This window comes from Glutamicibacter sp. NPDC055354, from assembly GCF_053644955.1.
The window spans coordinates 1,310,933-1,332,428 of record NZ_JBSHMB010000001.1; the positions used below are offsets into that span (position 1 = coordinate 1,310,933).

23 protein-coding genes and 1 tRNA gene are annotated in these 21,496 nt (G+C 58.2%); 11 read left to right on the forward strand and 13 right to left on the reverse strand.

Going from position 1 to position 21,496, the window contains the following annotated elements:
- The first annotated feature begins 246 nt into the window (after nt 1-246).
- The gene (locus ACWICV_RS06080) at nt 247-744 is read left to right on the forward strand and encodes an aminoacyl-tRNA deacylase (protein WP_105657669.1); all 498 of its coding nucleotides are present in this window, start codon (nt 247-249) and stop codon (nt 742-744) included.
- Here ACWICV_RS06080 and ACWICV_RS06085 read toward each other — a convergent pair.
- The 8 genes from ACWICV_RS06085 to ACWICV_RS06120 all read right to left on the reverse strand — a co-directional run bounded on the left by ACWICV_RS06085 (nt 698) and on the right by ACWICV_RS06120 (nt 6,321).
- Complete coding sequence (locus tag ACWICV_RS06085; protein ID WP_400288541.1) at nt 698-1,867, reverse strand: acyltransferase family protein; 1,170 nt, start codon at nt 1,865-1,867, stop codon at nt 698-700. The two genes, ACWICV_RS06080 and ACWICV_RS06085, sit on opposite strands and share 47 nt — an antisense overlap.
- A gap of 147 nt (nt 1,868-2,014) precedes the next feature.
- Entirely contained in the window at nt 2,015-2,389 is a 375-nt protein-coding gene (gene rplL, locus ACWICV_RS06090) for a 50S ribosomal protein L7/L12 (protein ID WP_133833621.1), read from the reverse strand.
- A 73-nt stretch (nt 2,390-2,462) separates the two neighbouring features.
- Entirely contained in the window at nt 2,463-2,984 is a 522-nt protein-coding gene (rplJ, locus tag ACWICV_RS06095) for a 50S ribosomal protein L10 (protein WP_105657672.1), read from the reverse strand.
- A 557-nt stretch (nt 2,985-3,541) separates the two neighbouring features.
- Nucleotides 3,542-4,246: a 50S ribosomal protein L1 gene (gene rplA / locus ACWICV_RS06100; RefSeq protein ID WP_105661540.1), complete on the reverse strand. Its 705-nt coding sequence runs from the start codon at nt 4,244-4,246 to the stop codon at nt 3,542-3,544.
- Between the two features lie 135 nt (nt 4,247-4,381).
- Nucleotides 4,382-4,813, reverse strand: a complete 432-nt coding sequence (gene rplK / locus ACWICV_RS06105; RefSeq protein ID WP_105657674.1) for a 50S ribosomal protein L11 — start codon at nt 4,811-4,813, stop codon at nt 4,382-4,384.
- A gap of 130 nt (nt 4,814-4,943) precedes the next feature.
- Complete coding sequence (nusG, locus tag ACWICV_RS06110) at nt 4,944-5,813, reverse strand: transcription termination/antitermination protein NusG (protein ID WP_332487099.1); 870 nt, start codon at nt 5,811-5,813, stop codon at nt 4,944-4,946.
- Nucleotides 5,814-5,885: 72 nt separating this feature from the next.
- Nucleotides 5,886-6,134 carry a preprotein translocase subunit SecE gene (secE, locus tag ACWICV_RS06115; RefSeq protein ID WP_038992215.1) on the reverse strand — a complete coding sequence of 83 codons (249 nt, stop codon included), beginning with the start codon at nt 6,132-6,134 and terminating at the stop codon, nt 5,886-5,888.
- Nucleotides 6,135-6,248: 114 nt separating this feature from the next.
- A tRNA-Trp gene (locus tag ACWICV_RS06120) sits at nt 6,249-6,321 on the reverse strand.
- 268 nt (nt 6,322-6,589) lie between these two features.
- Here ACWICV_RS06120 and ACWICV_RS06125 point away from each other — a divergent pair.
- On the forward strand, nt 6,590-7,789 hold the full coding sequence (locus ACWICV_RS06125; RefSeq protein ID WP_400288545.1) for a pyridoxal phosphate-dependent aminotransferase: 1,200 nt from the start codon (nt 6,590-6,592) through the stop codon (nt 7,787-7,789).
- A gap of 74 nt (nt 7,790-7,863) precedes the next feature.
- Here the strand turns inward: ACWICV_RS06125 and ACWICV_RS06130 are convergent, their stop codons facing one another.
- Both ACWICV_RS06130 and ACWICV_RS06135 read right to left on the reverse strand, forming a co-directional pair.
- A complete protein-coding gene (locus tag ACWICV_RS06130) occupies nt 7,864-8,532 on the reverse strand; it encodes a LuxR C-terminal-related transcriptional regulator (protein WP_133833619.1) in 669 nt (222 codons plus the stop codon).
- Nucleotides 8,533-8,536: 4 nt separating this feature from the next.
- Nucleotides 8,537-9,790 (reverse strand): ATP-binding protein, encoded by a 1,254-nt coding sequence (locus tag ACWICV_RS06135; RefSeq protein WP_400288547.1) that lies wholly within the window; start codon nt 9,788-9,790, stop codon nt 8,537-8,539.
- 126 nt (nt 9,791-9,916) lie between these two features.
- Between ACWICV_RS06135 and ACWICV_RS06140 the strand changes: the two genes are divergently transcribed.
- From ACWICV_RS06140 to ACWICV_RS06155, 4 genes are all read left to right on the forward strand, one after another.
- Nucleotides 9,917-11,239 carry a PspC domain-containing protein gene (locus ACWICV_RS06140; protein ID WP_400288549.1) on the forward strand — a complete coding sequence of 441 codons (1,323 nt, stop codon included), beginning with the start codon at nt 9,917-9,919 and terminating at the stop codon, nt 11,237-11,239.
- 12 nt (nt 11,240-11,251) lie between these two features.
- Nucleotides 11,252-11,500 carry a hypothetical protein gene (locus ACWICV_RS06145; protein ID WP_400288551.1) on the forward strand — a complete coding sequence of 83 codons (249 nt, stop codon included), beginning with the start codon at nt 11,252-11,254 and terminating at the stop codon, nt 11,498-11,500.
- Nucleotides 11,501-11,535: 35 nt separating this feature from the next.
- On the forward strand, nt 11,536-11,778 hold the full coding sequence (locus ACWICV_RS06150) for a PspC domain-containing protein (protein ID WP_105656871.1): 243 nt from the start codon (nt 11,536-11,538) through the stop codon (nt 11,776-11,778).
- 254 nt (nt 11,779-12,032) lie between these two features.
- Nucleotides 12,033-13,061 carry a 6-phosphofructokinase gene (locus ACWICV_RS06155; RefSeq protein ID WP_400288553.1) on the forward strand — a complete coding sequence of 343 codons (1,029 nt, stop codon included), beginning with the start codon at nt 12,033-12,035 and terminating at the stop codon, nt 13,059-13,061.
- A 74-nt stretch (nt 13,062-13,135) separates the two neighbouring features.
- Here the strand turns inward: ACWICV_RS06155 and ygfZ are convergent, their stop codons facing one another.
- From ygfZ to ACWICV_RS06170, 3 genes are all read right to left on the reverse strand, one after another.
- Nucleotides 13,136-14,218 carry a CAF17-like 4Fe-4S cluster assembly/insertion protein YgfZ gene (ygfZ, locus tag ACWICV_RS06160; RefSeq protein WP_133833615.1) on the reverse strand — a complete coding sequence of 361 codons (1,083 nt, stop codon included), beginning with the start codon at nt 14,216-14,218 and terminating at the stop codon, nt 13,136-13,138.
- A 2-nt stretch (nt 14,219-14,220) separates the two neighbouring features.
- Nucleotides 14,221-14,835 (reverse strand): FABP family protein, encoded by a 615-nt coding sequence (locus ACWICV_RS06165; RefSeq protein WP_365946129.1) that lies wholly within the window; start codon nt 14,833-14,835, stop codon nt 14,221-14,223.
- Nucleotides 14,836-15,101: 266 nt separating this feature from the next.
- Complete coding sequence (locus tag ACWICV_RS06170; protein WP_105661542.1) at nt 15,102-15,770, reverse strand: hypothetical protein; 669 nt, start codon at nt 15,768-15,770, stop codon at nt 15,102-15,104.
- A 198-nt stretch (nt 15,771-15,968) separates the two neighbouring features.
- On the opposite strand from ACWICV_RS06170, the gene ACWICV_RS06175 reads away from it, so the two are divergent.
- The 5 genes from ACWICV_RS06175 (at nt 15,969) to ACWICV_RS06195 (ending at nt 21,423) form a co-directional block, all read left to right on the forward strand.
- Nucleotides 15,969-16,637 carry a winged helix-turn-helix domain-containing protein gene (locus ACWICV_RS06175; RefSeq protein ID WP_332487083.1) on the forward strand — a complete coding sequence of 223 codons (669 nt, stop codon included), beginning with the start codon at nt 15,969-15,971 and terminating at the stop codon, nt 16,635-16,637.
- A gap of 52 nt (nt 16,638-16,689) precedes the next feature.
- Nucleotides 16,690-17,646: a mycothiol synthase gene (mshD, locus tag ACWICV_RS06180; RefSeq protein WP_454090618.1), complete on the forward strand. Its 957-nt coding sequence runs from the start codon at nt 16,690-16,692 to the stop codon at nt 17,644-17,646.
- A gap of 84 nt (nt 17,647-17,730) precedes the next feature.
- Nucleotides 17,731-19,947, forward strand: coding sequence for an RNA degradosome polyphosphate kinase (locus ACWICV_RS06185; RefSeq protein WP_365946133.1), 2,217 nt, complete (start codon nt 17,731-17,733; stop codon nt 19,945-19,947).
- Complete coding sequence (locus tag ACWICV_RS06190; protein ID WP_332502983.1) at nt 19,947-20,954, forward strand: NUDIX hydrolase; 1,008 nt, start codon at nt 19,947-19,949, stop codon at nt 20,952-20,954. The genes ACWICV_RS06185 and ACWICV_RS06190 overlap by 1 nt, the downstream gene beginning before the upstream one ends.
- 139 nt (nt 20,955-21,093) lie before the next feature.
- The gene (locus ACWICV_RS06195; protein WP_332594902.1) at nt 21,094-21,423 is read left to right on the forward strand and encodes a GNAT family N-acetyltransferase; all 330 of its coding nucleotides are present in this window, start codon (nt 21,094-21,096) and stop codon (nt 21,421-21,423) included.
- Nucleotides 21,424-21,496: the final 73 nt, after the last annotated feature.

Sequence of the window (21,496 nt, forward strand, 5' to 3'; positions counted from 1 at the left end):
CGGATTCCGGGCATCAGGCAACGTTATGCTTTCTGTCACATTCTCCTCAGCAGGCATCAGAAACCCCAATTTTTCTCCGCTTCAGCCGCATGGCGAACGTTCTTGGAGATTTTTTTCCGGGTATCCGGGAGGCTTGAAGCTACACGCTCCCCCAGCAGATATAAGCCTTTGCGACCTCGTGTGTCCGGTGGCTTCTTCTTTCGCCACTAGCTATGATCGAGCAAACATCCACGGTTAGGAGACGAAGTGAATAAGCTGCAGTCAGATGAAGCACTGACCCGAGTTACCCTGGACGCCTCGCGCCGGAACATCCCAATCGAGATTGTGCCGCGCGACAAGGTCCGCTCGCTGGAAGAGGCTGCGGACGCCTTGGGAATCTCGGCCTCGGCCTTGCTCAAGACGCTGGTTATCAAACGCACAGACGGCACCTTTGTCTTCGCGCTGATCCCCGGCGGGCGGAAACTGGACTGGGCGAAGCTGCGCGGAGTCATGGGCGTCAATAAGCTCTCCCTGCCATCTTCAGATATCGCTTGGGATGTCACGCACTACGAGAGCGGAACCATTACGCCTTTTGGCTCGCACACGGTACTGCCTGTCTACATCGATGCCAGCGTCTTCGAAGAGCCCGTATCGGAACAGATAGGACTGGGCAGCGGGGACCGAGCCCATGGACTGCTGGTTCGCGCCAAGGATTTGGTTAGCGGATTTGATGCCACGATTGCTGATATTTCGACTCCGGAATAACCAGCCCTGGCTTAGCCAATGCCTTCTTGGCCCAGGCCTGCGACTTGGTCAATCCCTTGATCGTCGCGTTGCGCAGCAGCAGACCCAGCGGCTGCTCGACGAAGCGTGCCACCAGGTAGGCAATTCCTAGCATCAGCACCAGCAAACCGGCCAGCAGCACGTACTTGTTCACGAAACCGTGCAGCTGGTTGATTAGCCACCAACCCCACAACTGGTGCACCAGGTACACCGGGTAAGTCAATGAACCGGCCACAGCCAGCCATTTGCCCTGGACGTTCTTGAGCGGAGTCAGGGTGCACACCGCCAGCAGAACTACGCACAGGACGGTCAGCAGCTGGAAATGCCAGGCCGGGATATCCATCCCGGAGAGCAAGTCCGCGTCACTGCGCCCCTTGATGCCGGTGAAAAATGCGGCGATGGCAGTATTGCCTGCGACCATGGACCACCGCAGAATGCTGTGGCCGCTTTGATAGATCAAGAAGAGCACCATGCCGGCTGCGAACAGGGCCGCATACTGCCCGGCAATCCATTCCTGCAGCTTGTCCAAGCTTGTGAAATGCAGATACAGGCCCAGAGCGGGCCAAATGGCAGAGAGCAAGAGGATGTGCTTGTTCTTCACGAAGCCCATGGACAAGAGCACTGCGAGCAACACGTAGAAACGCAACTCGACCCATAACGTCCAATAGACACCGTCCATATCGGTGACGCCGAATCCAGCCTGCATCATGCTCAGGTTGGGCAGAATATCACTGGCCGAGCGTCCCTCGTTGCCGGAGGGCCAGATCCCAAGCGAGAGTACTGTTGCTGCGAGTACCGCGAGCCAGTAGGCCGGGTAGAGGCGGCCCACACGCGAGCCGATGAAACCAATGACGTTCTTTCCCTGGAGGGACATCAGGATTACGAAGCCCGATATGAGGAAGAACAACTGCACACCCAGCTGTCCGTAGCGGGTGAATTCGGAGAGTACTGGCCAGAACTCTGCGGCCTGCCTCCCCCAGTGATCATGTCCCCATGCGGTGTAGTGGTACAGGACGACAATTAGCGCAGCTGTAATCCTCAATGCGTCTAGGAGCCCTAGCCGCGGTGCTGGTTTCTGGTTCTGGGTAGCTACGGTTTTTGACACATTTTCACTGTAAACAATGAACTTGAATAAACGCTGTTAATAGAAACGTTATAAAACAATTGCTATGGACTTCCCAGCTTAACGACCAAAGGCCCACAGACTTTCGTCTGTGGACCTTTGGCAATAAGTTGCGAGTGACCGCTGTACTTACTTAACGGTGACGGTAGCGCCGGCAGCTTCCAGAGCTTCCTTAGCCTTCTCGGCAGCGTCCTTTGCAACACCCTCAAGCAGAGCCTTTGGAGCAGCGTCAACGAGCTCCTTAGCTTCCTTCAGGCCCAGGGAAGTCAGTGCGCGAACTTCCTTGATAACTGCGATCTTCTTGTCGCCGGCCGACTCGAGGACTACGTCGAATTCGGTCTTCTCTTCAGCAGCAGCTTCGCCGCCTGCAGCTGGACCAGCAACTGCAACAGCAGCAGCGGTTACGTCGAAGGTCTCTTCGAATTCCTTAACGAACTCGGACAGTTCGATGATGGTCATTTCCTTGAATGCGGAAAGCAGCTCTTCGTTGCTGAGCTTCGCCATGGTGGGCGTCCTTTCGGTTTTTGGCCTTGAGGGCCGATGAATTTGGGTTTACGTTGCGAGAGAACTCGAAAGCTTAGGCTTCTGCCGGAGCTTCCTCGGCAGCTTCGCCACCGTTCTCGTCGAGCTTTGCACGCAGAGCTTCGACAGCGCGGGCAGCAGCGGAAGCTGGAGCCAGCAGCACTGCTGCAACGCGGGCGAGCTGAGTTTCGCGGGATTCCAGCGCAGCCAAAGCAGCGATGCCGCTCTGGTCCAGTGCCTTACCTTCGAACCAACCGGTCTTGATGACCAGCTTTTCGTTAGTCTTGGCGAATTCCGTGAGGCTCTTAGCGGCAGCAACTGCATCGCCCTTAATGAAGGCGATTGCGGTTGGACCAGAAAGCTGTTCATCGAAAGCATCGATGCCAGCGTTCTTCGCTGCGATTGCGGTCAAGGTGTTCTTTACGACTGCGTACTTGGTCTCCTGACCAAGCGAGCGGCGCAGATCCTTGAGCTGTGCAACGGTAAGCCCACGGTATTCGGTCAAGACAGCCGCCGACGAATCATTGAATTCCGCGGTGATTTCTTCAATCGCTGCAGTCTTGCTTGGGGTTGCCATAACACTCCTTCCGGGGATTTGTTCGGTACCGTTTCAAAACCGGCGAGGCCATAAAAATAGCCCCGCGCAGGAGCACAGGGCGTTTCAACTTATTCAAAGTCAAAAAATCTATGTAACCTGCGTTGGTCATCCTTGCGGATCTTTAGGAGCAGTTGGAAACCAAATGCTCGACCGACGGTCTTCGGTATTTCTAGTTTATAGGAGCACTCCAGCCCACAGCAAATCGAAGCCGGAGCCAATCTCATGATCCTGGTCACTAGGGGAATTAAATTAGAATGGCGGGACTCATTTACCAACGCTTGGGGAACGCTAGTAGTAAGTCCCGCCGATACAAAAGTTTTGGGGAAACTTTCGTATCTCATCCGCGTAGGGCCTTGGGGGATCCATACGCGGATGACCGAGATACTCGGTAGTCAAAGCTTATCATCGGCTACCGGCTGGTACGAAACATGAATACGCTTTCCAGCAGCCGTGGCCATCGCGCAGATTCCTCGCTTAAAAAGGAAGGGAGCATGCCGATTATCGGCATGCTCCCCCAAGCTAGTTAGCTACTAGACTTAGGCCTCAACGCGGGTTACGTTCGCGTCAACAGGAATACCTGGACCGAAGGTGGTAGCGATGGTTGCCTTCGAGATGTAGCGACCCTTCGAAGCCGAAGGCTTCAGGCGCATAACCTCTTCCAGAGCTGCTGCGTAGTTCTCGGTCAGCTGCTTTGCGTCGAACGAAACCTTGCCAATGATGAAGTGCAGGTTCGAGTGCTTGTCGACGCGGAAGTCGATCTTGCCGCCCTTGATGTCGGTTACAGCCTTGGCCACATCCATGGTCACGGTGCCGGTCTTAGGGTTTGGCATCAGGTTACGAGGACCCAGTACCTTACCCAAGCGGCCAACCTTGCCCATCAGGTCAGGGGTTGCAACTGCTGCGTCGAAGTCGGTCCAGCCGCCCTGGATCTTTTCGATCAGGTCGTCCGAGCCAACGAAGTCGGCGCCAGCTTCGCGAGCTGCTTCTGCCTTGTCACCGTTAGCGAAAACAACCACGCGGGCGGTCTTGCCGGTGCCGTGTGGAAGGTTTACGGTACCGCGAACCATCTGGTCAGCCTTACGTGGGTCAACACCCAGGCGGAAAGCAACCTCAACGGTCGAGTTGGTCTTATCGCCTGCGGTCTCCTTAGCCAGGGCAATTGCCTCGGCTGGAGCGTAGACGTTGTTGTCGGCATCGATCTTAGCCGCGGCGGCTACGTATGCTTTGCTGCGCTTTGCCATCTGCGTTTTCTCCTTATGCAGTCGTGGTCATATGGACCGCGCGGGGTCCTGCCACGGGCGAATCGATCAGATGACCGTTTCGCCTTAGATTGAATTCTTGAGTGCTATCCAGCGTGTGAACAGCGGAAGGCGGGATTAGCCTTCTACGGTCACGCCCATGGAGCGGGCGGTGCCGGCGATGATCTTGGCTGCAGCAGCCAGGTCATTTGCGTTCAGGTCAGCCATCTTGGTGGTGGCGATTTCCTCAACCTGAGCCTGGGTCAGGTTAGCAACCTTGTCGGTGTGCGGAACACCCGAACCCTTTGCAATGCCAGCTGCCTTCTTGATCAGCTCAGCTGCAGGAGGAGTCTTGGTGATGAAAGTGAACGAACGGTCTTCGTATACGGTGATCTCAACTGGAACAACGTTACCGCGCTGCGACTCGGTCGCTGCGTTGTAAGCCTTGCAGAATTCCATGATGTTGACGCCGTGCTGACCAAGGGCTGGACCGATTGGAGGAGCTGGGTTAGCAGCACCTGCCTGGATCTGCAGCTTGATGAGTCCGGTGACCTTTTTCTTTGGGGCCATGTCGGGTCCTTCTTACTCTTGCGTTTCCCGTGGCACAGGAGCGTGGCACGGGGATCTGGCTATCGTGGCGCGACAGCCAAGCGTACCCTCGCATCGATAAGCGACCGATGCGGGGCACGAAGACTTAATACTACTGGATCTTGGTGACCTGGTTGAAGTTCAGGGTCACTGGGGTTTCACGTTCGAAGATCGAAACCAGTACTACCAGCTGTGCGGCATCCAGCTTGATCTCCGAGATGGTTGCCGGCATCGTTTCGAACGGTCCGTCATTGACGATAACCGATTCGCCGACTTCGAAGTCCACGGTGACCTCAGTAATTGGAGCACGGCCTGGCTTGGACGCCGATGGCTGCTCTACTGGATCAACGATGGTGTGCTCAAGCATGGAGAACACTTCGTCAAGGCTCAGTGGGTTTGGATCGTGGGCGTTGCCAACGAATCCAGTGACACCTGGAGTGTGTCGAACAACACCCCACGACGCGTCAGTCAGCTCCATGCGGACCAGGACATAGCCCGGGATGCGCACGCGGCGAACGATCTTGCGCTGAGTGTTCTTGACCTCGACGACCTCTTCCATTGGAACCTGGATATCGAAGATGAACTCATCCATGTCCTGGGTCTGGATACGGGTCTCAAGATTGACCTTCACGCGGTTTTCGTAACCAGCGTAGGTGTGAATGACAAACCAGTCACCTGGAAGACGACGGAGCTTAGCGCGGAATTCTTCCTTGAGCTTGGCTACGTTGTCTTCGCCCTCGGCTTCTTCAGCGTCGGCTTCGTTGTCTTCGCCCTCGGCTTCTTCAGCTTCGGCTTCGTTGTCTTCGCCTTCAGCTTCTTCAGCTGCGCCTTCGATTACCTGAGCGTCTTCAGCGTCCTGTGCTGGTGCTTCGGTTGGGTCGACGTCAGCTTCTACAGCTGGCTCAACCTGATCGCCGGCGGCTTCAACGAACTCGTTTTCGACCTCGTCATTAATCTGCGGTTCGAGTTCCTTGTCGGACACTGCAGCTCCTGCTTTCTTTGACTGAATGACACTAAATTGCCTCGGGGTAATCATACCTCCGAGGCAACAAAATTACTGTTCGACCTTGTTGGTGAACAGGAGGATCGAACCCTGCCCAAAGACGAAGTCCAGGGCCGTCACGATCAGCATCACCACGACCACGAAACCGACAACAACCAGGAAATAATTCACTAGTTCACTGCGGGTCGGGGTGACGACCTTCTTAAGTTCTGCGATTACCTGGCGGAAAAACAAGAAGATCCGGGCAAAGAAACCCAACTTCTGTCCACCCTTACCGGAGCTGAGAGCAGATTCGGTCATGTTCTTCCTCGTTTCAAAAATTTGGCCAGTTGAAACAATCACGGTGTGCCATAGTCTATTCGACTGCAACACACCGTGATGAGATAATTCGCTAAGCGATAAATCGCTATTGCGCAGGGCAGACAGGACTCGAACCTGCAACCTGCGGTTTTGGAGACCGCTGCGCTACCAATTGCGCCACTACCCTTCGGAGCTTTTTACCGCTCCCACCTAGAACATCTTAGCGGATAAAACATTCAGCTTCGTCCGTTGCGATGTCTCGGCAACGAGAAATAACTTTACGCAACGAAATCGGAAATGTCGAACTAACAACCTCCGGTGTGGCGCAGAACGCATTCCCGCGCCCCGTTGCGCACCTTATTGTGTCATTTTCAAAATTGTGATGCTGAAGTGCAAGGTTGCGAACTAAACTGAGGTGTAACAGCTGTCCCCATAGACTTCAGGACGAATCCCCAATGTCTCGCATTTCTCGCCGCATCGGCGCAATTTCCGAATCCGCGACTCTCGCAGTAGATGCCAAGGCGAAGGCTCTTAAAGCAGCAGGTCGACCAGTAATCGGTTTCGGGGCCGGTGAACCCGACTTCCCAACCCCTGGCTACATTGTCGAAGCAGCAGTCAAGGCGGCCCAGGATCCAAAGAACCACCGCTACTCCCCTGCAGCCGGCCTTCCCGAGCTGCGCGAAGCAATCGCCGCCAAAACCATGCGCGATTCGGGCTACGAGCTCAAGGCCAACCAGGTTCTGGTCACCAATGGCGGCAAGCAGGCGGTGTACAACACCTTCGCAACCCTGCTTGATCCAGGTGACGAGGTCATCGTTCCGGCTCCGTACTGGACCACCTATCCCGAAGCCATCCAGCTCGCCGGAGGCAAGGCCGTATCGGTCTTTGCCGGCCCGGAGCAGGGCTACAAGGTTACCGTCGAACAGCTCGAATCCGTACTGACCGAACGCACCAAGGTGCTGCTGTTCGTTTCTCCTTCGAACCCCACCGGTTCCGTATACACCCCGGAGCAGGTCCGCGAGATCGGCCAGTGGGCTGCTTCCAAGGGGCTGTGGGTTGTTACCGATGAGATCTACGAGCACTTGACCTACGGCGATGCAACTTTCAGCTCCATCGCGACCTTGGTCCCAGAGCTCGAAGACCGAGTTGTCATCCTCAACGGCGTGGCAAAGACCTACGCAATGACCGGCTGGCGCGTGGGTTGGATGGCAGGTCCGCTGGATGTCATCAAGGCCGCCACCAACCTGCAGTCCCACGCCACCTCGAACGTTTCCAACGTATCGCAGCGAGCCGCCCTGGCTGCTGTTGCCGGGCCGCTGGATGCCGTGAACGACATGAAGGTTGCCTTCAACCGTCGCCGCTTGGCCATCGTCGAATCACTGAACGCGATTGACGGCCTGCACTGCCCTACTCCGGAAGGCGCGTTCTACGCGTATTCGGATGTTCGAGGCCTGCTGGGTCGCGAAATCCGCGGCGTTGTGAACAACACCAGTGCAGAACTTGCTGCTTTCATCCTGGAACAGTCAGAAGTTGCCGTCGTTCCAGGTGAAGCATTCGGCCCTTCCGGCTATATCCGCATGTCATATGCACTGGGTGATGCTGATCTCGAAGAAGGCGTCGCACGGATGGCCAAGCTGCTGGGCGAAGCCAAGTAGAAAAACCGCGCCGCTAAAGAAGCCGGGCAGTCCATGATGGACTGCCCGGCTTCTGTGCTTTGCCGCAGTGCCGTTTAGAGGATCTTGCGGTCCACAGCCCAACGGGTAAGTTCGTGGCGGTTGGATAGCTGGAGCTTGCGCAGCACATTGGACACATGCGATTCCACGGTCTTTACCGAGATGAACAGTTCCTTGGCTACTTCCTTATAGCTATATCCCCGGGCAATCAAACGCATGACTTGCAATTCGCGGTCAGAGAGCAAATCCAGCTCTTCATCAATTTCTGCCACCGGACCGCTGCTGCCAAAGGCGTCCAGGACGAACCCGGCCAAGCGTGGCGAGAACACGGCATCTCCCCCGGCCACGCGACGTACTGCATCGGAAATTTCGGCCCCGGAAATGCTCTTGGTGACATACCCGCGAGCACCGGCACGGATGACCGTCACTACGTCCTGTGCTGCGTCGGAAACGCTCAATGCCAGGAAACGCGTGGATCCCAGCAGCCCGGTGCACCCCTTGAGCACTTCGGCCCCGCCCCCGCCGCGGCCACCGGGCAGGTGCACATCCAGGAGCACCACATCCGGTTGCTGTTCGGTGATCACCTCGATGGCTCCTTCCACGGTGCCAGCTTCCCCGACAATCTGGATGTCCTGGGCCAAATCGGCACGTAAACCGGAACGGAAGATGGCGTGGTCATCCACCAGCACTACACGGTAGTTCTCGGTGGTGTTCTCAGCGTTCATGTTTCTATTCTTCCTCCATGTTCAGTGGCATGCTCAGCTGCACCTCGGTTCCGGATTCACCGCTCCGGATATGCGCCATGCCGCCTGCGCGTTGCATGCGGCCAATGATTGATTCCCTGACGCCGTGCCGGTCCGCCGGTATTCCATCTACTTCAAAACCGGTGCCGCGGTCACGCACATACACTTCTACTTGTTCGGCCGAGCATTCGATGAATACCGAAATCTTGCCCTCGGCATGCTTCGCTGCGTTCATCATCGCCTCGCGGCTAGCGGCCACCAGTGCCTGCTGCCCGGCAAAGCCCTGAGCATTGCCTACGGATATGACTTCTACATCACGCAGTAGCAGCTGTTCGATGTGGCTTGCCTCGTGCTGGATCTCAACGATTACATCTTCATCATCAAGGTCATGGTTGCCGTACAGCCATTGGCGCAGTTCACGCTCTTGGACGCGTGCCAAGGTTCTCACCGCCGCTGGGTCTTCACTGCGTTTTTGAATCACTGCCAAGGTCTGCAAGACCGAGTCGTGCAGGTGGGCCGCGAACTCTGCACGTTGGGCCGCCGCCTGGCGCGAGCTCCGTTCAGCGATGAAATCGCGCCAAAGCCGAGTGCCCCAGGGAAGCAACACCACGACTGCGCCGACAATGATCGCCAAGGCCGCCCACAAGCCGCCGAGCAGGTCTGTGGCTCCGACAGTATTGCCCAGCAGGGCCAGCAGACCGCCGATGACCAGGACCAGGCCAAAAGCCAGGCGCAGCAAGAAAGGCAATGACGGGCGCTTCTTGTGCTCGGTGATACCTTCATCGAACTGGATCCAAGCCAGCACAATACCGGCAATCACGCCCAAGGTAGGCCAGATCAGATCCCAGCGGATATTCCAGCCGGTCCACTGTCCATAAGCCAGGACGGCGAGCGCCAGCAGGCCCGCACCGATCAGCGTGTCACGCCAGGTGGAGTTCCTTTCCCAACCTTCGCGTGGACGGAAGATGCCTTGCTGCACCCGGTTCATTTCTTCAGCAAGGCTGCGTGATCTGGTGCCCCAGGAGCGAAGCTCGTCAGCGTGCGCCTCTTCGGCGCTCGGGACGAATGCCCAAAGCCACGCGTAGAGCAGAATGCCGATGCCGCCCAGTGCGGACAATCCCAGGAACCCAATACGCACGTACCCCAGCGGGATGCCCAGGTGCTCCGCGAGGCCGCCGCAGACGCCGGCGATTAGCCGGTTCTCGCTGCGCACCATCAAACGCCGTTCAGGACTTTCCATAGTTCTAAGTCAAGCACGTTCTTGTCGTTTCTTCCCGGTTGATCACCGGATCTAGGGGCACCCCTAGGGGAAGTTCAGGGTATCCCCTCATAGCGCGGGACCCCTGCCACACGAGAACATTGGACTATGAACAACGAAGGCTCTCAACGTCGTCGCGGCTTTTACGACCAGCTGCGCAAATCACCGATCACTCGCCAGGACTCGCAGTGGCTCGGTGGCGTTGCAACTGGTGTCGCCGAATATTTCAAGGTCGATGTAGTGCTGATCCGCGGCATCTTCGTGGTGCTCGGTGTCCTAGGCGGCTTGGGCATGGTGCTCTATGGACTGGCTTGGGCGTTGCTTCCTGATGCGGGAGGCAAAATGCATCTGGAAAGTGCCGTGAACCGGAACTGGACCAGCGGCATGACTGGCGCGGTGATCATCTTTGCGCTGGGCATCTTCCCTGCTCCCTGGTTCTTGGATTCGCTGGCACCGGTCCTGTGGCCCCTGGCTATTGTTGCGGCTATCGCATTCATTATCTTCAGCAGGAAGAACACCCGGTTTGCGCGTCCGGACCAAGCCCGCAATCCGGCAGCGACCGGTGACAGCTCTGCTGCCTCGCCAAGGGCTGCCGAGAAGAGCACCGCGTTGGAGCATCCTTGGCGTGAGGACGGCACCCAGAGTTTCAATGCGAGCGTAGCTAGCGGGTTCGGGACGAACTACCCGGATGCGCCGATGAAGGAGCACCCCATGAATTCAGGTGATTCTGGTCCAGCGGGCCAGTACGAAAATAGCTATTCGCCGGATCCCGCATACACGAAGGCCTACAGTGCCAAGGCGAATCGCAAGCCGATCAGCCGCCCGATTCCGGGTTGGCTTGGCACCACCGTCTTCGGCGTTACCGTGCTGGTGGTCGCCGTGGTCATGCTGGCCGACTACCTGGATATCGTGGCCTTGCCTGGTTCGGGCTGGACCGTGGCCTTGGCTTGCGGCCTGTTGCTTGTTGGCATCACCATTGTCCTAGCGGCCCTCTCCGGGCGAACCAGTGGAGGCCTGTTGGGTTTGGCCATTCCATTGCTGGTCCTGACGGTGATCTTCTCTGCTACGTCTTTCGAGGAATCTGCCCGCGGGTTCGTTCGATCGGCTACCGGCAGCGACAGCCAATACAGCGCTGTTTTCAGCAGCTCAACGGTTGACCTGACCCATCTGGGCAGTATCACCAAACCCACCACGGTGGAGATCGATTCGGTCTTCTCCAGAATGGATCTGCTGCTGCCGGACAATGTTCCGGTGAAGATCGAGACCGACGGCGCATTCCTTTCCGGAATGGATATGGAACTGCCGCAGGACCGGCGGTCCTTGCCGGGAAATGCACCAATGCTGACCATTCAAGTAGACGGAGTTTTTTCCTCGTTCTCCACGACCGTGGATGATCCCAGCATCCTGAACCCCAGCAACACGGATTTCTAAGGACTGAGCCCCATGAATACTTCTTCTACTCCCGCTAGGAAATTCCCTACCGGAACCTTGGTCTTCGGCCTGATTCTGATCGTTGTCGCCCTGGCATCGCTCAGCCGTCTGGTCTTGCAGTGGAGCTTTGACATGCCGCTGTTCTTCATCGCTATCGTCGCCTTGGCCGGCGTAGCCATGATCTTCTCCGGATTGGCATCGGCCGGCAAGGCCCGCAAATCCGAAGCCGAAGCACCGGTTCCCACCGACCCCAATCTCTAAGCCTCCAAGCTTTTCCAACAATTAGGAGTTCTCTGATGGACGCATTCTTCAACTCGCTTCGTTCCATGCCGCTTCGTCGCGGGCCAGGCCGATTGGCCGGTGGCGTCGCCGGGGGCATCGCCGACAAGTTCGGGTGGGATGTCACCTTGGTGCGTATCGCCCTACTGCTTTCGTTCTTGCTTCCGGTAATGGGTGTTGCTGCATATATCCTGGCGTGGATCCTGATCCCAGCGCAGGACAACACCATCATCTTGCAGAACTGGCTTCGCAAATTCTAAATACCGTTCCCGGCTGGCCTGCTCGGGAACGATGCTTGGCATCGCTATCCGGCTAGGGCGAGGCTCGTGCACTTCCGTGACATGAGACTCGCCCTAGTGGCTTTAAGCACGTACAATGGCACGCAGAGTAGATGCTCAATGGCGCGCGGATATTGACTGAAATCCGAATGGAACTCTTTGCTGTTACAGCGTTATCACGGGGCCTGCACGCTCCAGCTGTCGCACAAGGCTTTCCCATTACTAAGCGAGGGCCAATGCGCATTGGAATCATGACCTCAGGCGGCGACTGCCCCGGTCTGAACGCCGTCATCCGCGGTGCGGTACTGAATGGCATCAAAAGCTACGACGACGAATTCGTCGGTTTCCGCGACGGCTGGCGCGGCGTCAAGGAAGGCGACTTCTTCGACCTTCCGCGAACCGCTGTGCGTGGCATCGCCAAGCAAGGCGGCACCATTTTGGGCACCTCACGCACCAATGCGTTTGAAGGGGAACTTGGTGGCGCGGAGAACATTTCCAAGGTTCTCAAATCCACTAGCATCGATGCGCTGATTGCCATCGGCGGGGAAGGCACCTTAGCTGGCGCCCAGCGCCTATGCGAAGCCGGCCTTCCTATCGTTGGCGTTCCCAAGACCATCGATAATGACTTGGACGCCACGGATTACACCTTCGGTTTCGATACCGCTAACCAGATTGCGGTCGAAGCCATTGACCGCCTGCGCACCACCGGCGATTCCCACCACCGCTGCATGGTGGCCGAGGTAATGGGCCGCCACGTAGGCTGGATTGCACTGCACGCGGGGATGGCATCCGGTGCGCACGCGGTGCTCATCCCGGAGGTTTCCACCACCATGGAGCAGATCTGCCAGTGGGTGAACGAAGCCCATGAGCGCGGACGCGCCCCGTTGGTGGTTGTGGCCGAAGGCTTTGTGCCAGAAGGCATGGAAGAAGCGTTCTCGGTACGTGGTCTCGATTCCTTCGGACGCGCCCGCCTTGGCGGCATCGGGGAGATGCTCGCCCCGGTCATTGAGGAACGTACCGGCATCGAAACGCGTGCAACCGTGCTGGGACATATTCAGCGCGGCGGCGTCCCCACCGCTTTTGACCGTGTCCTGGCCACCCGTTTGGGAATGGCTGCGGTGGATTCCATCCATGCCGAGGCGTGGGGCACCATGGTGGCGTTGCACGGCACCAAGGTGCTGCGCGTACCGCTGCGTGCCGCACTGAACAACCTCAAGCGTGTCCCCATGGAACGCTACGAAGAGGCCGCCGTGCTCTTCGGCTAGGCCTGGAGATACACCAAGGGCGTGGGTTGGAATGCTGTTCACAGCATTCCAACCCACGCCCTTCTCTTTGGCCTTTAGCCTTGCGGCGGGGTTCTCAGGAACCCGGTAAAGCGCCCAGCGACCTGGCCGGCGTCGGTCGCCACAATGACTTCCTGCGTTGCCGGGTAGCTCGTTTCGCCGTCCACCACGGACAGAACCGCTTCCGGGTCAACGTTGCGCTTGACCACGGCCAAGGCGATTGGCCCGGCTTCATAGTGCAAAGTCGCGGAAGTGATCCGGCCAACCGTGCGCTCCCCCAGCTTCACTTCGGCGCCGGTGGCAGGCAGCGTGTGCATGGAACCGTCGAGGTCCAAGAAAACCATGCGACGAGGCGGGTGGCCGATGTTGTGCACCCGGGCAATTGTTTCCTGGCCTTTATAGCAGCCCTTGTCCATGTGCACCGCGGTACGCAGCCAATCCAACTCGTGGGGAATGGTCTTGTCGTCTATCTCGGCACCGAAGCGCGGCTCCCACGCGGCGATACGCAAGGCCTCGACAGCCATCATGCCTGACAGCTCTTCGTCAGCTACTGCGACGGCAAGCTGCTCCAACTCCACGATATGCAAGAACCACGGACGTTCCTTGCCCGGGTGATCCTCACGGGAATAGGCCCAACCACCGTCGGTGATTCCGGGCCATGGGTTCTCCCAGACCAGGCTCCCGGCAGTGCCAATCTTGCGGGTAGCCGCCAATACGCCGTAGCTCTCGGAAAGATCATTGACCTCAACGCGCAGCATGAAGCGCATTGAGTTCAGGAACTGCGCCAACGCTGCTCCGGCACCAGGTTCAACGATCAGCAGCAAGCGATCTGCGGTGGCCAGCACCTTCATTTCGTGCTCAATGCGTCCTTGAACCGAAAGCAGCAGCGTTTGGGTGCTGTCTCCTGGCTTCAGGCTGGAAATGCGCTGGCTGCTGAGCGTATCGAGCCAACTCTGGCGGTCTTCGCCGCGGATCTCCACAACATCGAAGTGGCTCAGATCGGCAATTGCCTGGCCCTCAGCGAGTTTGCGAGCTTCGCGGGTAGGAGCGCCGTAGTGGGCTGCGACGCCGGCATCTACGCCGCCAGCTTCCACTGCAGCAGCACGGTCCAGCAGGACCGAACGGTATTCAGTGGCCATGATTAGTGCACCGTGCCTTCCGAGGTGACACGCTTGAGCGCCGCCGAGGCGTGCGCTTGAAGATCCATATTGCCCTTGGAAACATCCCAGCGCCAGAACAGCTCGCCATTGACCAGACCGTAGATCCGGGTTGAGGACGCGTAAGCTTGGGCGTTCTTGCTGCGCAGCAAGCTCTCGGTGGCCAGCTGAATGCGTGGTCCATTAATCAGGCCGTAATACAGCTCTGAGATGCCGTCTGGTCGGACAATTTGCGCCTGGATCTTGAAGCCGTCTTCGGTATGCAGCTTCTGCACATCGTCGGCCGAACGCAGTACCGGGAAGATGTCACCGGGCTCCATGCCAGGACCGGCATCGGCTTCCTGCTGTTCACGGTCCAAGGACCAGAAGCCGGTTTCAACGGCTAGGATCCGCAGCTTCGTGCCATCGGCTTCGGTCAGCCAGGCTTCACTGCGGTATTCAAGGTACGGCCCGCAAACGTCACGGAAGGTGACTTGCTGCCAGAAAAACTCGTCCTCGGCTTCGCCTTCGCCAAGACGGCCAGCACCTTCCCAGGTGCCGATGAGCCATGCGAAAGGTACAAGTTCCGGGGTGAGGTCCGTAGGTAGGTCAAAAGCCATGGACTACTCGCTCCTAAGTCAGTTAGTGATGAAATGAAAACAGCGCACACGTTGTTGTGTGCGCTGTTTCTACTTCTGGCCCTGGAAGAGGCGCTTCACTACCAAGCCTGCGAACCCAGCCATTCCGAGACCGGCGATCACTACAAGTGCCTGGAAGAAAATTTCGATTGCAAGGTAATTTTCATTCATGGCTTCATCTTAGCGCGGGAGGCAGGAGAACTTCGACACGCGTGACGCAGCTAGCATCATATTTGAACCGCTCACCGCTAAATGAAAGCCAGCACTTCCATCGCGTACCAGCTGACCGCACCGCTCATCAGCAAGATGGCGCAGGCAAGGCCAAGGATTCCACTCATGTTTCGTACGCTGCGGCTGACCAAGGCCAATGCCCGTAATGAACCCACCAGCAAGCCGGTCAGCAGTCCCAGGGTCGCCCCTTGGTACCAGAGCATATCGATTGGCAGCGCGCTGGAGGCCGCGCCCAATGCGGCAGCGACCACAGGCGCCAGGATCATGGTCATCCGGTTTGGCAGGCGGGTAACGGCAACCGCACCAGCCCCAAGCAGAGCGACCACGGTTGTGACGGCCAGCCCAAAGCCGTAGGGCACATAAGCACTAGCGGCCCAGGCGGAACCCAGCACGCCCAGGACTATGCCGGTCACGCCAGAAACCACACCGGCCAGCCGGCCTTCGGCTTCTGCCCCGCGCAATACCTGGCTGATAAATACCAGAAGCACGCCAACGGCGATTGCTTCGACACTATGTGACATCACCGACCCGCCTGGCATGAACATGGTCGAAGCCGTAGCCGCCAAAGAGCACAACGCCAAGATGATGGTGATCGGCCAAGGCGCATCGGAGCGGACCATTCGTGGCCAGGTATAGGCGAAAATCAGCTGCAAGACCGCGGTGAGCACACCCATCAGCCAGCTCATCGAATCCAGACTTGCAACAACGACAAGCAGTGCCGCTGCAACGAGTCCACTGAATAAAACCTTGATTCTCAAATTCTGATTCCTGACGGTAATGTGTCCGCACTTGCGTGTTCACATGCGTGCTTCAACTGATTCATTCCTTATACTGTGACACGTAAAAGTGATTTTTTCGCAACTATCTGGCAGGAGGAAGACCGATTGGCTCACCTACTGCTATTAAGTAATCATGCCGAAAATGCCGCTGAAGTTCTTCCGGCACTCGAACTGTTATTGCACGAGATTTCTTTCTTCCCTGCAACAACGGAGTCGCTGAGCCAAATCCCTGAGTGCGACGCGGTCATCCTCGATGCCCGTACAGATCTCATTCCGGCGCGCTCCCTGGCGCAGTTATTGCACGCCAATTTGAATCTGCCCTTGCTGCTGGTTGTCAGCGAAGGCGCACTGGGCATTTTGAACTCGGATTGGTTTGCGACTGATTTCCTGTTGCCTTCCGCCATCCCTGCCGAGCTTGATGCACGCATCCGCCTGATGCTCTCCGGAGCCACGGTTCCCGCCCCCGCACCGGTGGCCACTGAAAGCACTTCGGGCCTGCGCATCGATGAGTTGAGCTACACCGCCCGTATCGATAACCGCATGCTGGACCTGACATACAAAGAGTTCGAACTGCTCAAGTACCTGGCACAGTTCCCCGGCCGAGTCTTCACCCGCGAACAGCTGCTGCATGAAGTGTGGGGATACGACTACTACGGAGGCACCCGTACCGTAGACGTGCATGTGCGACGTTTGCGCGCGAAACTCGGCACCGATCATGAACAGCTCATCGGAACGGTGCGCAACGTCGGCTACCGCTTCCACACCGAATCATAACTTTCAGATAACTCCTACCCACTTCGCACATTTTACGACTATCGTGAAATGCATGAGCGAACTGCCACAGAACACTGTTTCCATCCAGCACGTCCCCGGTGAGCTTGATGAACGGGCGCTATCCGACGTGCGCCAGCTAGCCCTCGATGCGCAGAAAGCCGATGGCAACCCGCCGTTGAGCGACCAGACCCTGGTGGCATTGGCAGCCGATGAGCCTAGCCAGAATCTGCTTGCCCTGCTGGCTGAAGCCGGCGAAGGCGCGGAGTCGACGTTGGCCGGCGTTGCCATCGCGGTTCGGGAATCCCCGGATCAGCCTTGGGTCCTGGAACTGGTAGTCCACCCCGAGCATCGCCGCGCTGGCATTGGCCGGACCCTGCTGGGCAAGCTCGGTGAGCTGCTGGATCTCTCGAAGATCCAGGCGTGGGCGCACGGCGACCACGATGCAGCCAAGAAGCTGGCCGCAGGTGTGGGCCTGGACCGCGTACGCGAGCTGTTCCGGATGCGCCGCGAAGGCACCGATTACCTTGAAGAGCCTGCGATTGATCGCCGGATTACGGTCCGCACCTTCCGTGTTGGCGAGGACGAGCCGCAATGGCTGGAAGCTAACGCCAAGTCCTTCGCGCATCATCCCGAGCAAGGTTCGCTGACCCTCAATGACCTCGAAGCGCGCATGTCCGAGGACTGGTTCGACCCATCCGGCTTCTTCCTGGCCTTTGACGCGGAGGAGAATCTGCTCGCCTACCATTGGACCAAGATCCATCCTGCTACCGCAGACGCGGTCCGCCCCACCGGCGAGGTTTACGTTGTCGGCGTCGTTCCCGAGGCGCGGGGACTAGGCCTGGGCCGGTCCTTGACCACCACCGGCATCAACTACCTGCTGGAATTGGGCGTCGATGCGGTGATCTTGTACGTGGATGCCGATAATGAAGCTGCAGTTAAGCTCTACCGCTCGCTGGGCTTCACACTTTGGGATGCGGACATTATGTACGGTCCGCAGAAGATAGACTAGGGGTACCGGCAGTCCCTGATTTATCGGGACTGCCGCCAGCGGTGTCTTTAGCGTCCACTTGCAGGAAAGAAGTGAGTTCAGCCGATGAATAGCTACCCCAAGGAAACTGGTACTCAGCTACGTGATGTTCCTTCCTCGAAGGTCAATGAAGATCGTATAGAGCCAGCAGATTCGCTACCGGATCTGCATCCCGATGGCGGATTCAAAAATGAGCGTTTCCTTGACCGTGAGCTCAGCTGGCTGCATTTCAACGCCCGCGTTCTGGAGCTGGCCGAAGACACCGATCTGCCCTTGCTTGAACGGGTGAACTTCCTGTCCATCTTCGCCTCGAACCTTGATGAGTTCTTCATGGTTCGCGTTGCCGGGCTGAAGCGCCGCATCCACGCTGGACTGGCGGTGCCGGCGGCTAACGGAATGAACCCGGTAGACCAGTTGGAGTTGCTGCTATCCTCGGCCCACGCGCTGCAGACCCGCCATGCCAAAGTCTTCGCCGACTCGGTATACCCCGATTTGGCCGAGCAGGGTATCCGCATCACCACCTGGGAAGACCTCTCGGCATCCGAGCGTGACCTGCTTTCCAAGTGGTTCGTTTCCCAGGTATTCCCGGTACTCACTCCGCTGGCGGTTGACCCTGCTCACCCATTCCCGTACATCTCCGGGCTGTCGCTGAATCTGGCTGTGGTGGTCCGCAACCCGCTGACCGGCAAGGAACTCTTTGCCCGCTTGAAGGTGCCAGACACCATCGCCCGCCTGATCAGCATCGACGGCAACCGCGCGGCGCACTCTTCGTTGCGCACGGCCCGGTTCATCCCGCTCGAAGCACTTATTGCGGTGCACCTGGAGCTGTTGTTCCCGGGGATGGAAATCGTCGAGCACCACTTCTTCCGTGTCACCCGCAACGAGGACCTGGAAGTTGAAGAGGACGATGCAGAGAACCTGCTGCAGGCGCTGGAGAAGGAATTGCTGCGCCGCCGCTTCGGTCCTCCCGTTCGCCTGGAAGTCGCCAATGACATCAACCCTGAAATCATGGAGCTGCTCACCCGCGAGCTCGGTGTTGAAGAGGACGAGGTTTTCAAGCTTCCCACCCCATTGGACCTGCGCGGTTTGGGCGTTATCGCGTCGCTGGACCGTTCAGAGCTTCACTACACCAAGCATGTTGGCCATACCTCGAATTACCTGAACGAATCAGAAACTGCCAAAGCCGCCAATGTGTTCGCGGCCGTTCGGCGCCGCGACATCCTGCTTCACCATCCCTATGATTCCTTCTCCACCAGCGTGCAGGCCTTCCTGGAACAGGCCGCAGCTGATCCGAAGGTCATGGCCATCAAGCAGACCCTGTACCGCACCAGCGGCGACTCGCCCATCGTCGATGCGCTGATTGATGCGGCCGAAGCTGGCAAGCAGGTTCTGGCCCTGGTAGAAATCAAGGCCCGCTTCGACGAGCAGGCCAACATCTCTTGGGCGCGCAAGCTGGAACAGGCGGGCGTGCACGTGGTCTACGGCATCGTGGGCCTGAAAACCCACTCCAAGCTCTCCTTGGTGGTTCGCCGCGAAGGCGACAAGCTGCGCCGCTATTGCCACATCGGCACCGGCAACTACCACCCGCGCACCGCGCGGTATTACGAAGACTTCGGCCTGCTCACCTGCGACGACGAAGTTGGCGAGGATATCTCCAAGCTGTTCAACCAGCTTTCGGGCTACGCCCCGCGCTCGACCTACAACCGCCTGCTGGTTGCTCCGCGCTCGGTACGCACCGGCTTGCTGGCGCATATCGAGAAGGAAATAGCCAACGCCGCGGCCGGCAAGCCGGCAAAGGTCGTCATCAAGGTCAATTCCATCGTGGATGAAGCCATCATCGATGCGCTGTACCGGGCCAGCCAGGCAAGGGTCAAGGTGGAAGTCATCGTTCGCGGCATCTGCGCCCTGCGCCCGGGAGTGCCGGGACTGAGCGAGAACATCGAAGTACGTTCCATCTTGGGCCGGTTCCTTGAGCACAGCCGCGTGTTCATGTTTGAAAACGGCGGAGATCCACTGGTGTACATCGGCTCCGCCGACATGATGCACCGCAACCTGGATCGTCGCGTGGAAGCCCTGGTCTCGCTGCGCAACCAGGAGGACATTGATCGCATGATCACCCTGCTGGCCCGCTACATGGACGACAAGACCGCTTCGTGGCACCTGAACTCCGATGGCGACTGGATTCGCCATTACCAGGACGAGGATGGCAAGGCGCTCTCGGACGTCCAGTTCTGGTTAGTTGAAGAACATGCCCGCCGACGAAACAGTGGACGTAATAGCTAGTGACCGAACCAGAGCTGCGCGATACCCGCACCAGGGCTCGTGACATCATCCGTTCTGCAGATGCCGAGGAAATCCGCCTTGGCGAATACGACATCGTGGCCGCCGGGGCAATCCCCTGGCGCGTGAAGGACGGCAAACTCCAAGTTCTCCTGATCCACCGCCCAAAGTACGATGACTGGTCCTGGCCCAAGGGCAAACTGGATCAGGGTGAATCCATCGCCGAGTGTGCGCTGCGCGAGGTCCGCGAGGAAATCGGGTTGCGCATCACCTTGGGCATCCCGCTTTCAGCCACCGCCTACTCCGTGGGCCAGAAAACCAAGGTTGTCTACTATTGGGCAGCCAAGACCGATGCGCAGACGGTAATTGAGCCTGATGGCGCAGAATGCGACGAGGCTCTTTGGACCAGTCCCAAGAAGGCTGCCAAAATGCTGTCCATTGCCACGGACAACCAGCCGCTGGCCGATCTGGTCCTGGCTTATGAAGCCGGTGTGCTCGATACGCACCCGGTGCTCATTGTCCGCCATGCAAAGGCCAAGCCTCGCGGCAACTGGACTCGTGCCGAAGGAGACCGCCCGCTGGCGGCGACGGGACGACGCCAGGCGCAGGCAGTTTCCCGGATGCTCGAAGCCTGGAAGCCGATGCACGTGGCCTCTTCTCCGTGGATGCGATGCGTCCAGACGATCACGCCCTATGCCGCCTTGCACGCGTTGAAGCTCAAGAGCGTTAAGGCCCTGACCGAACATGCGGCGACACGCAATCCGGAGCGGGCACGCAAGGCCGTGCAGAAGCTCTTCGACAAGTACCGTTCCCAGGTGATTTGCACCCATCGCCCGGTGCTGCCCTTCGTGCTGGAGGTTCTTGCCCAGAACTCCACTGATGAACTGGCCAAGGCCCTGCCGGACCAGGATCCCTATTTGGAACCGGGGTCCCTGATCATTGCGCAGCAGGTCCAATCCGGCAGCCCGCGAATTGTTTCCTTTGAGATTCATACGCCGTATCACGACTAGTCTGATGCGGATGAAGCCCGGCATTGCATGCCGGGCTTCAGTGTTCTCTCAGGGCGTGGCACCAGCCGTTGCATCTGCCTCCGGTTAGGGATGAGACTATGAATAGGAGACACGTCACAGCCAAGAATGAGGTAATGCCATGACTGCCCAGCAACCGAACCAGCCAGTCGAGAAGATTGTGCACCATGGACTGCGTTTGGATCACGATGCCAGCCGCGGCCGCTATTCGCTGTGGCACGGTTCCACTTTTGTCGGTTTCCTCGGCTACTACGAAGAAGATGGCATCGCCACCATCCAGCACACCATAGTCAATGAGGAATTTGGCCGTCGTGGATACGCCCGCGCGCTGGTGACCTTGGTCCTGGACAAGTTCCGCGACAAGGGGCTGAAGATCGTTCCGGAGTGCAGCTACGTCCAGGACTACCTGCGCCGCTACCCGGAGTATAACGACATGGTGGCTGCGAGCTAGGCTCGAGTGCGAGCAGCATCATCAATGCGCTTAGTTCCAGGAACTTTCCGTTTGATCTAAACTGGGACGTGTG

Bases quoted from the DNA above. Each gene is read 5' to 3' on its own strand.
- rplL (WP_133833621.1), bottom strand. From the start codon at position 2,389: ATGGCGAAGCTCAGCAACGAAGAGCTGCTTTCCGCATTCAAGGAAATG.
- rplJ (WP_105657672.1), bottom strand. From the start codon at position 2,984: ATGGCAACCCCAAGCAAGACTGCAGCGATTGAAGAAATCACCGCGGAA.
- rplA (WP_105661540.1), bottom strand. From the start codon at position 4,246: ATGGCAAAGCGCAGCAAAGCATACGTAGCCGCCGCGGCTAAGATCGAT.
- rplK (WP_105657674.1), bottom strand. From the start codon at position 4,813: ATGGCCCCAAAGAAAAAGGTCACCGGACTCATCAAGCTGCAGATCCAG.
- secE (WP_038992215.1), bottom strand. From the start codon at position 6,134: ATGACCGAATCTGCTCTCAGCTCCGGTAAGGGTGGACAGAAGTTGGGT.
- ACWICV_RS06125 (WP_400288545.1), top strand. From the start codon at position 6,590: ATGTCTCGCATTTCTCGCCGCATCGGCGCAATTTCCGAATCCGCGACT.
- ACWICV_RS06130 (WP_133833619.1), bottom strand. From the start codon at position 8,532: ATGAACGCTGAGAACACCACCGAGAACTACCGTGTAGTGCTGGTGGAT.
- ACWICV_RS06135 (WP_400288547.1), bottom strand. From the start codon at position 9,790: ATGGAAAGTCCTGAACGGCGTTTGATGGTGCGCAGCGAGAACCGGCTA.
- ACWICV_RS06140 (WP_400288549.1), top strand. From the start codon at position 9,917: ATGAACAACGAAGGCTCTCAACGTCGTCGCGGCTTTTACGACCAGCTG.
- ACWICV_RS06145 (WP_400288551.1), top strand. From the start codon at position 11,252: ATGAATACTTCTTCTACTCCCGCTAGGAAATTCCCTACCGGAACCTTG.
- ACWICV_RS06150 (WP_105656871.1), top strand. From the start codon at position 11,536: ATGGACGCATTCTTCAACTCGCTTCGTTCCATGCCGCTTCGTCGCGGG.
- ACWICV_RS06155 (WP_400288553.1), top strand. From the start codon at position 12,033: ATGCGCATTGGAATCATGACCTCAGGCGGCGACTGCCCCGGTCTGAAC.
- ygfZ (WP_133833615.1), bottom strand. From the start codon at position 14,218: ATGGCCACTGAATACCGTTCGGTCCTGCTGGACCGTGCTGCTGCAGTG.
- ACWICV_RS06165 (WP_365946129.1), bottom strand. From the start codon at position 14,835: ATGGCTTTTGACCTACCTACGGACCTCACCCCGGAACTTGTACCTTTC.
- ACWICV_RS06170 (WP_105661542.1), bottom strand. From the start codon at position 15,770: ATGAGCTGGCTGATGGGTGTGCTCACCGCGGTCTTGCAGCTGATTTTC.
- mshD (WP_454090618.1), top strand. From the start codon at position 16,690: ATGAGCGAACTGCCACAGAACACTGTTTCCATCCAGCACGTCCCCGGT.
- ACWICV_RS06185 (WP_365946133.1), top strand. From the start codon at position 17,731: ATGAATAGCTACCCCAAGGAAACTGGTACTCAGCTACGTGATGTTCCT.
- ACWICV_RS06195 (WP_332594902.1), top strand. From the start codon at position 21,094: ATGACTGCCCAGCAACCGAACCAGCCAGTCGAGAAGATTGTGCACCAT.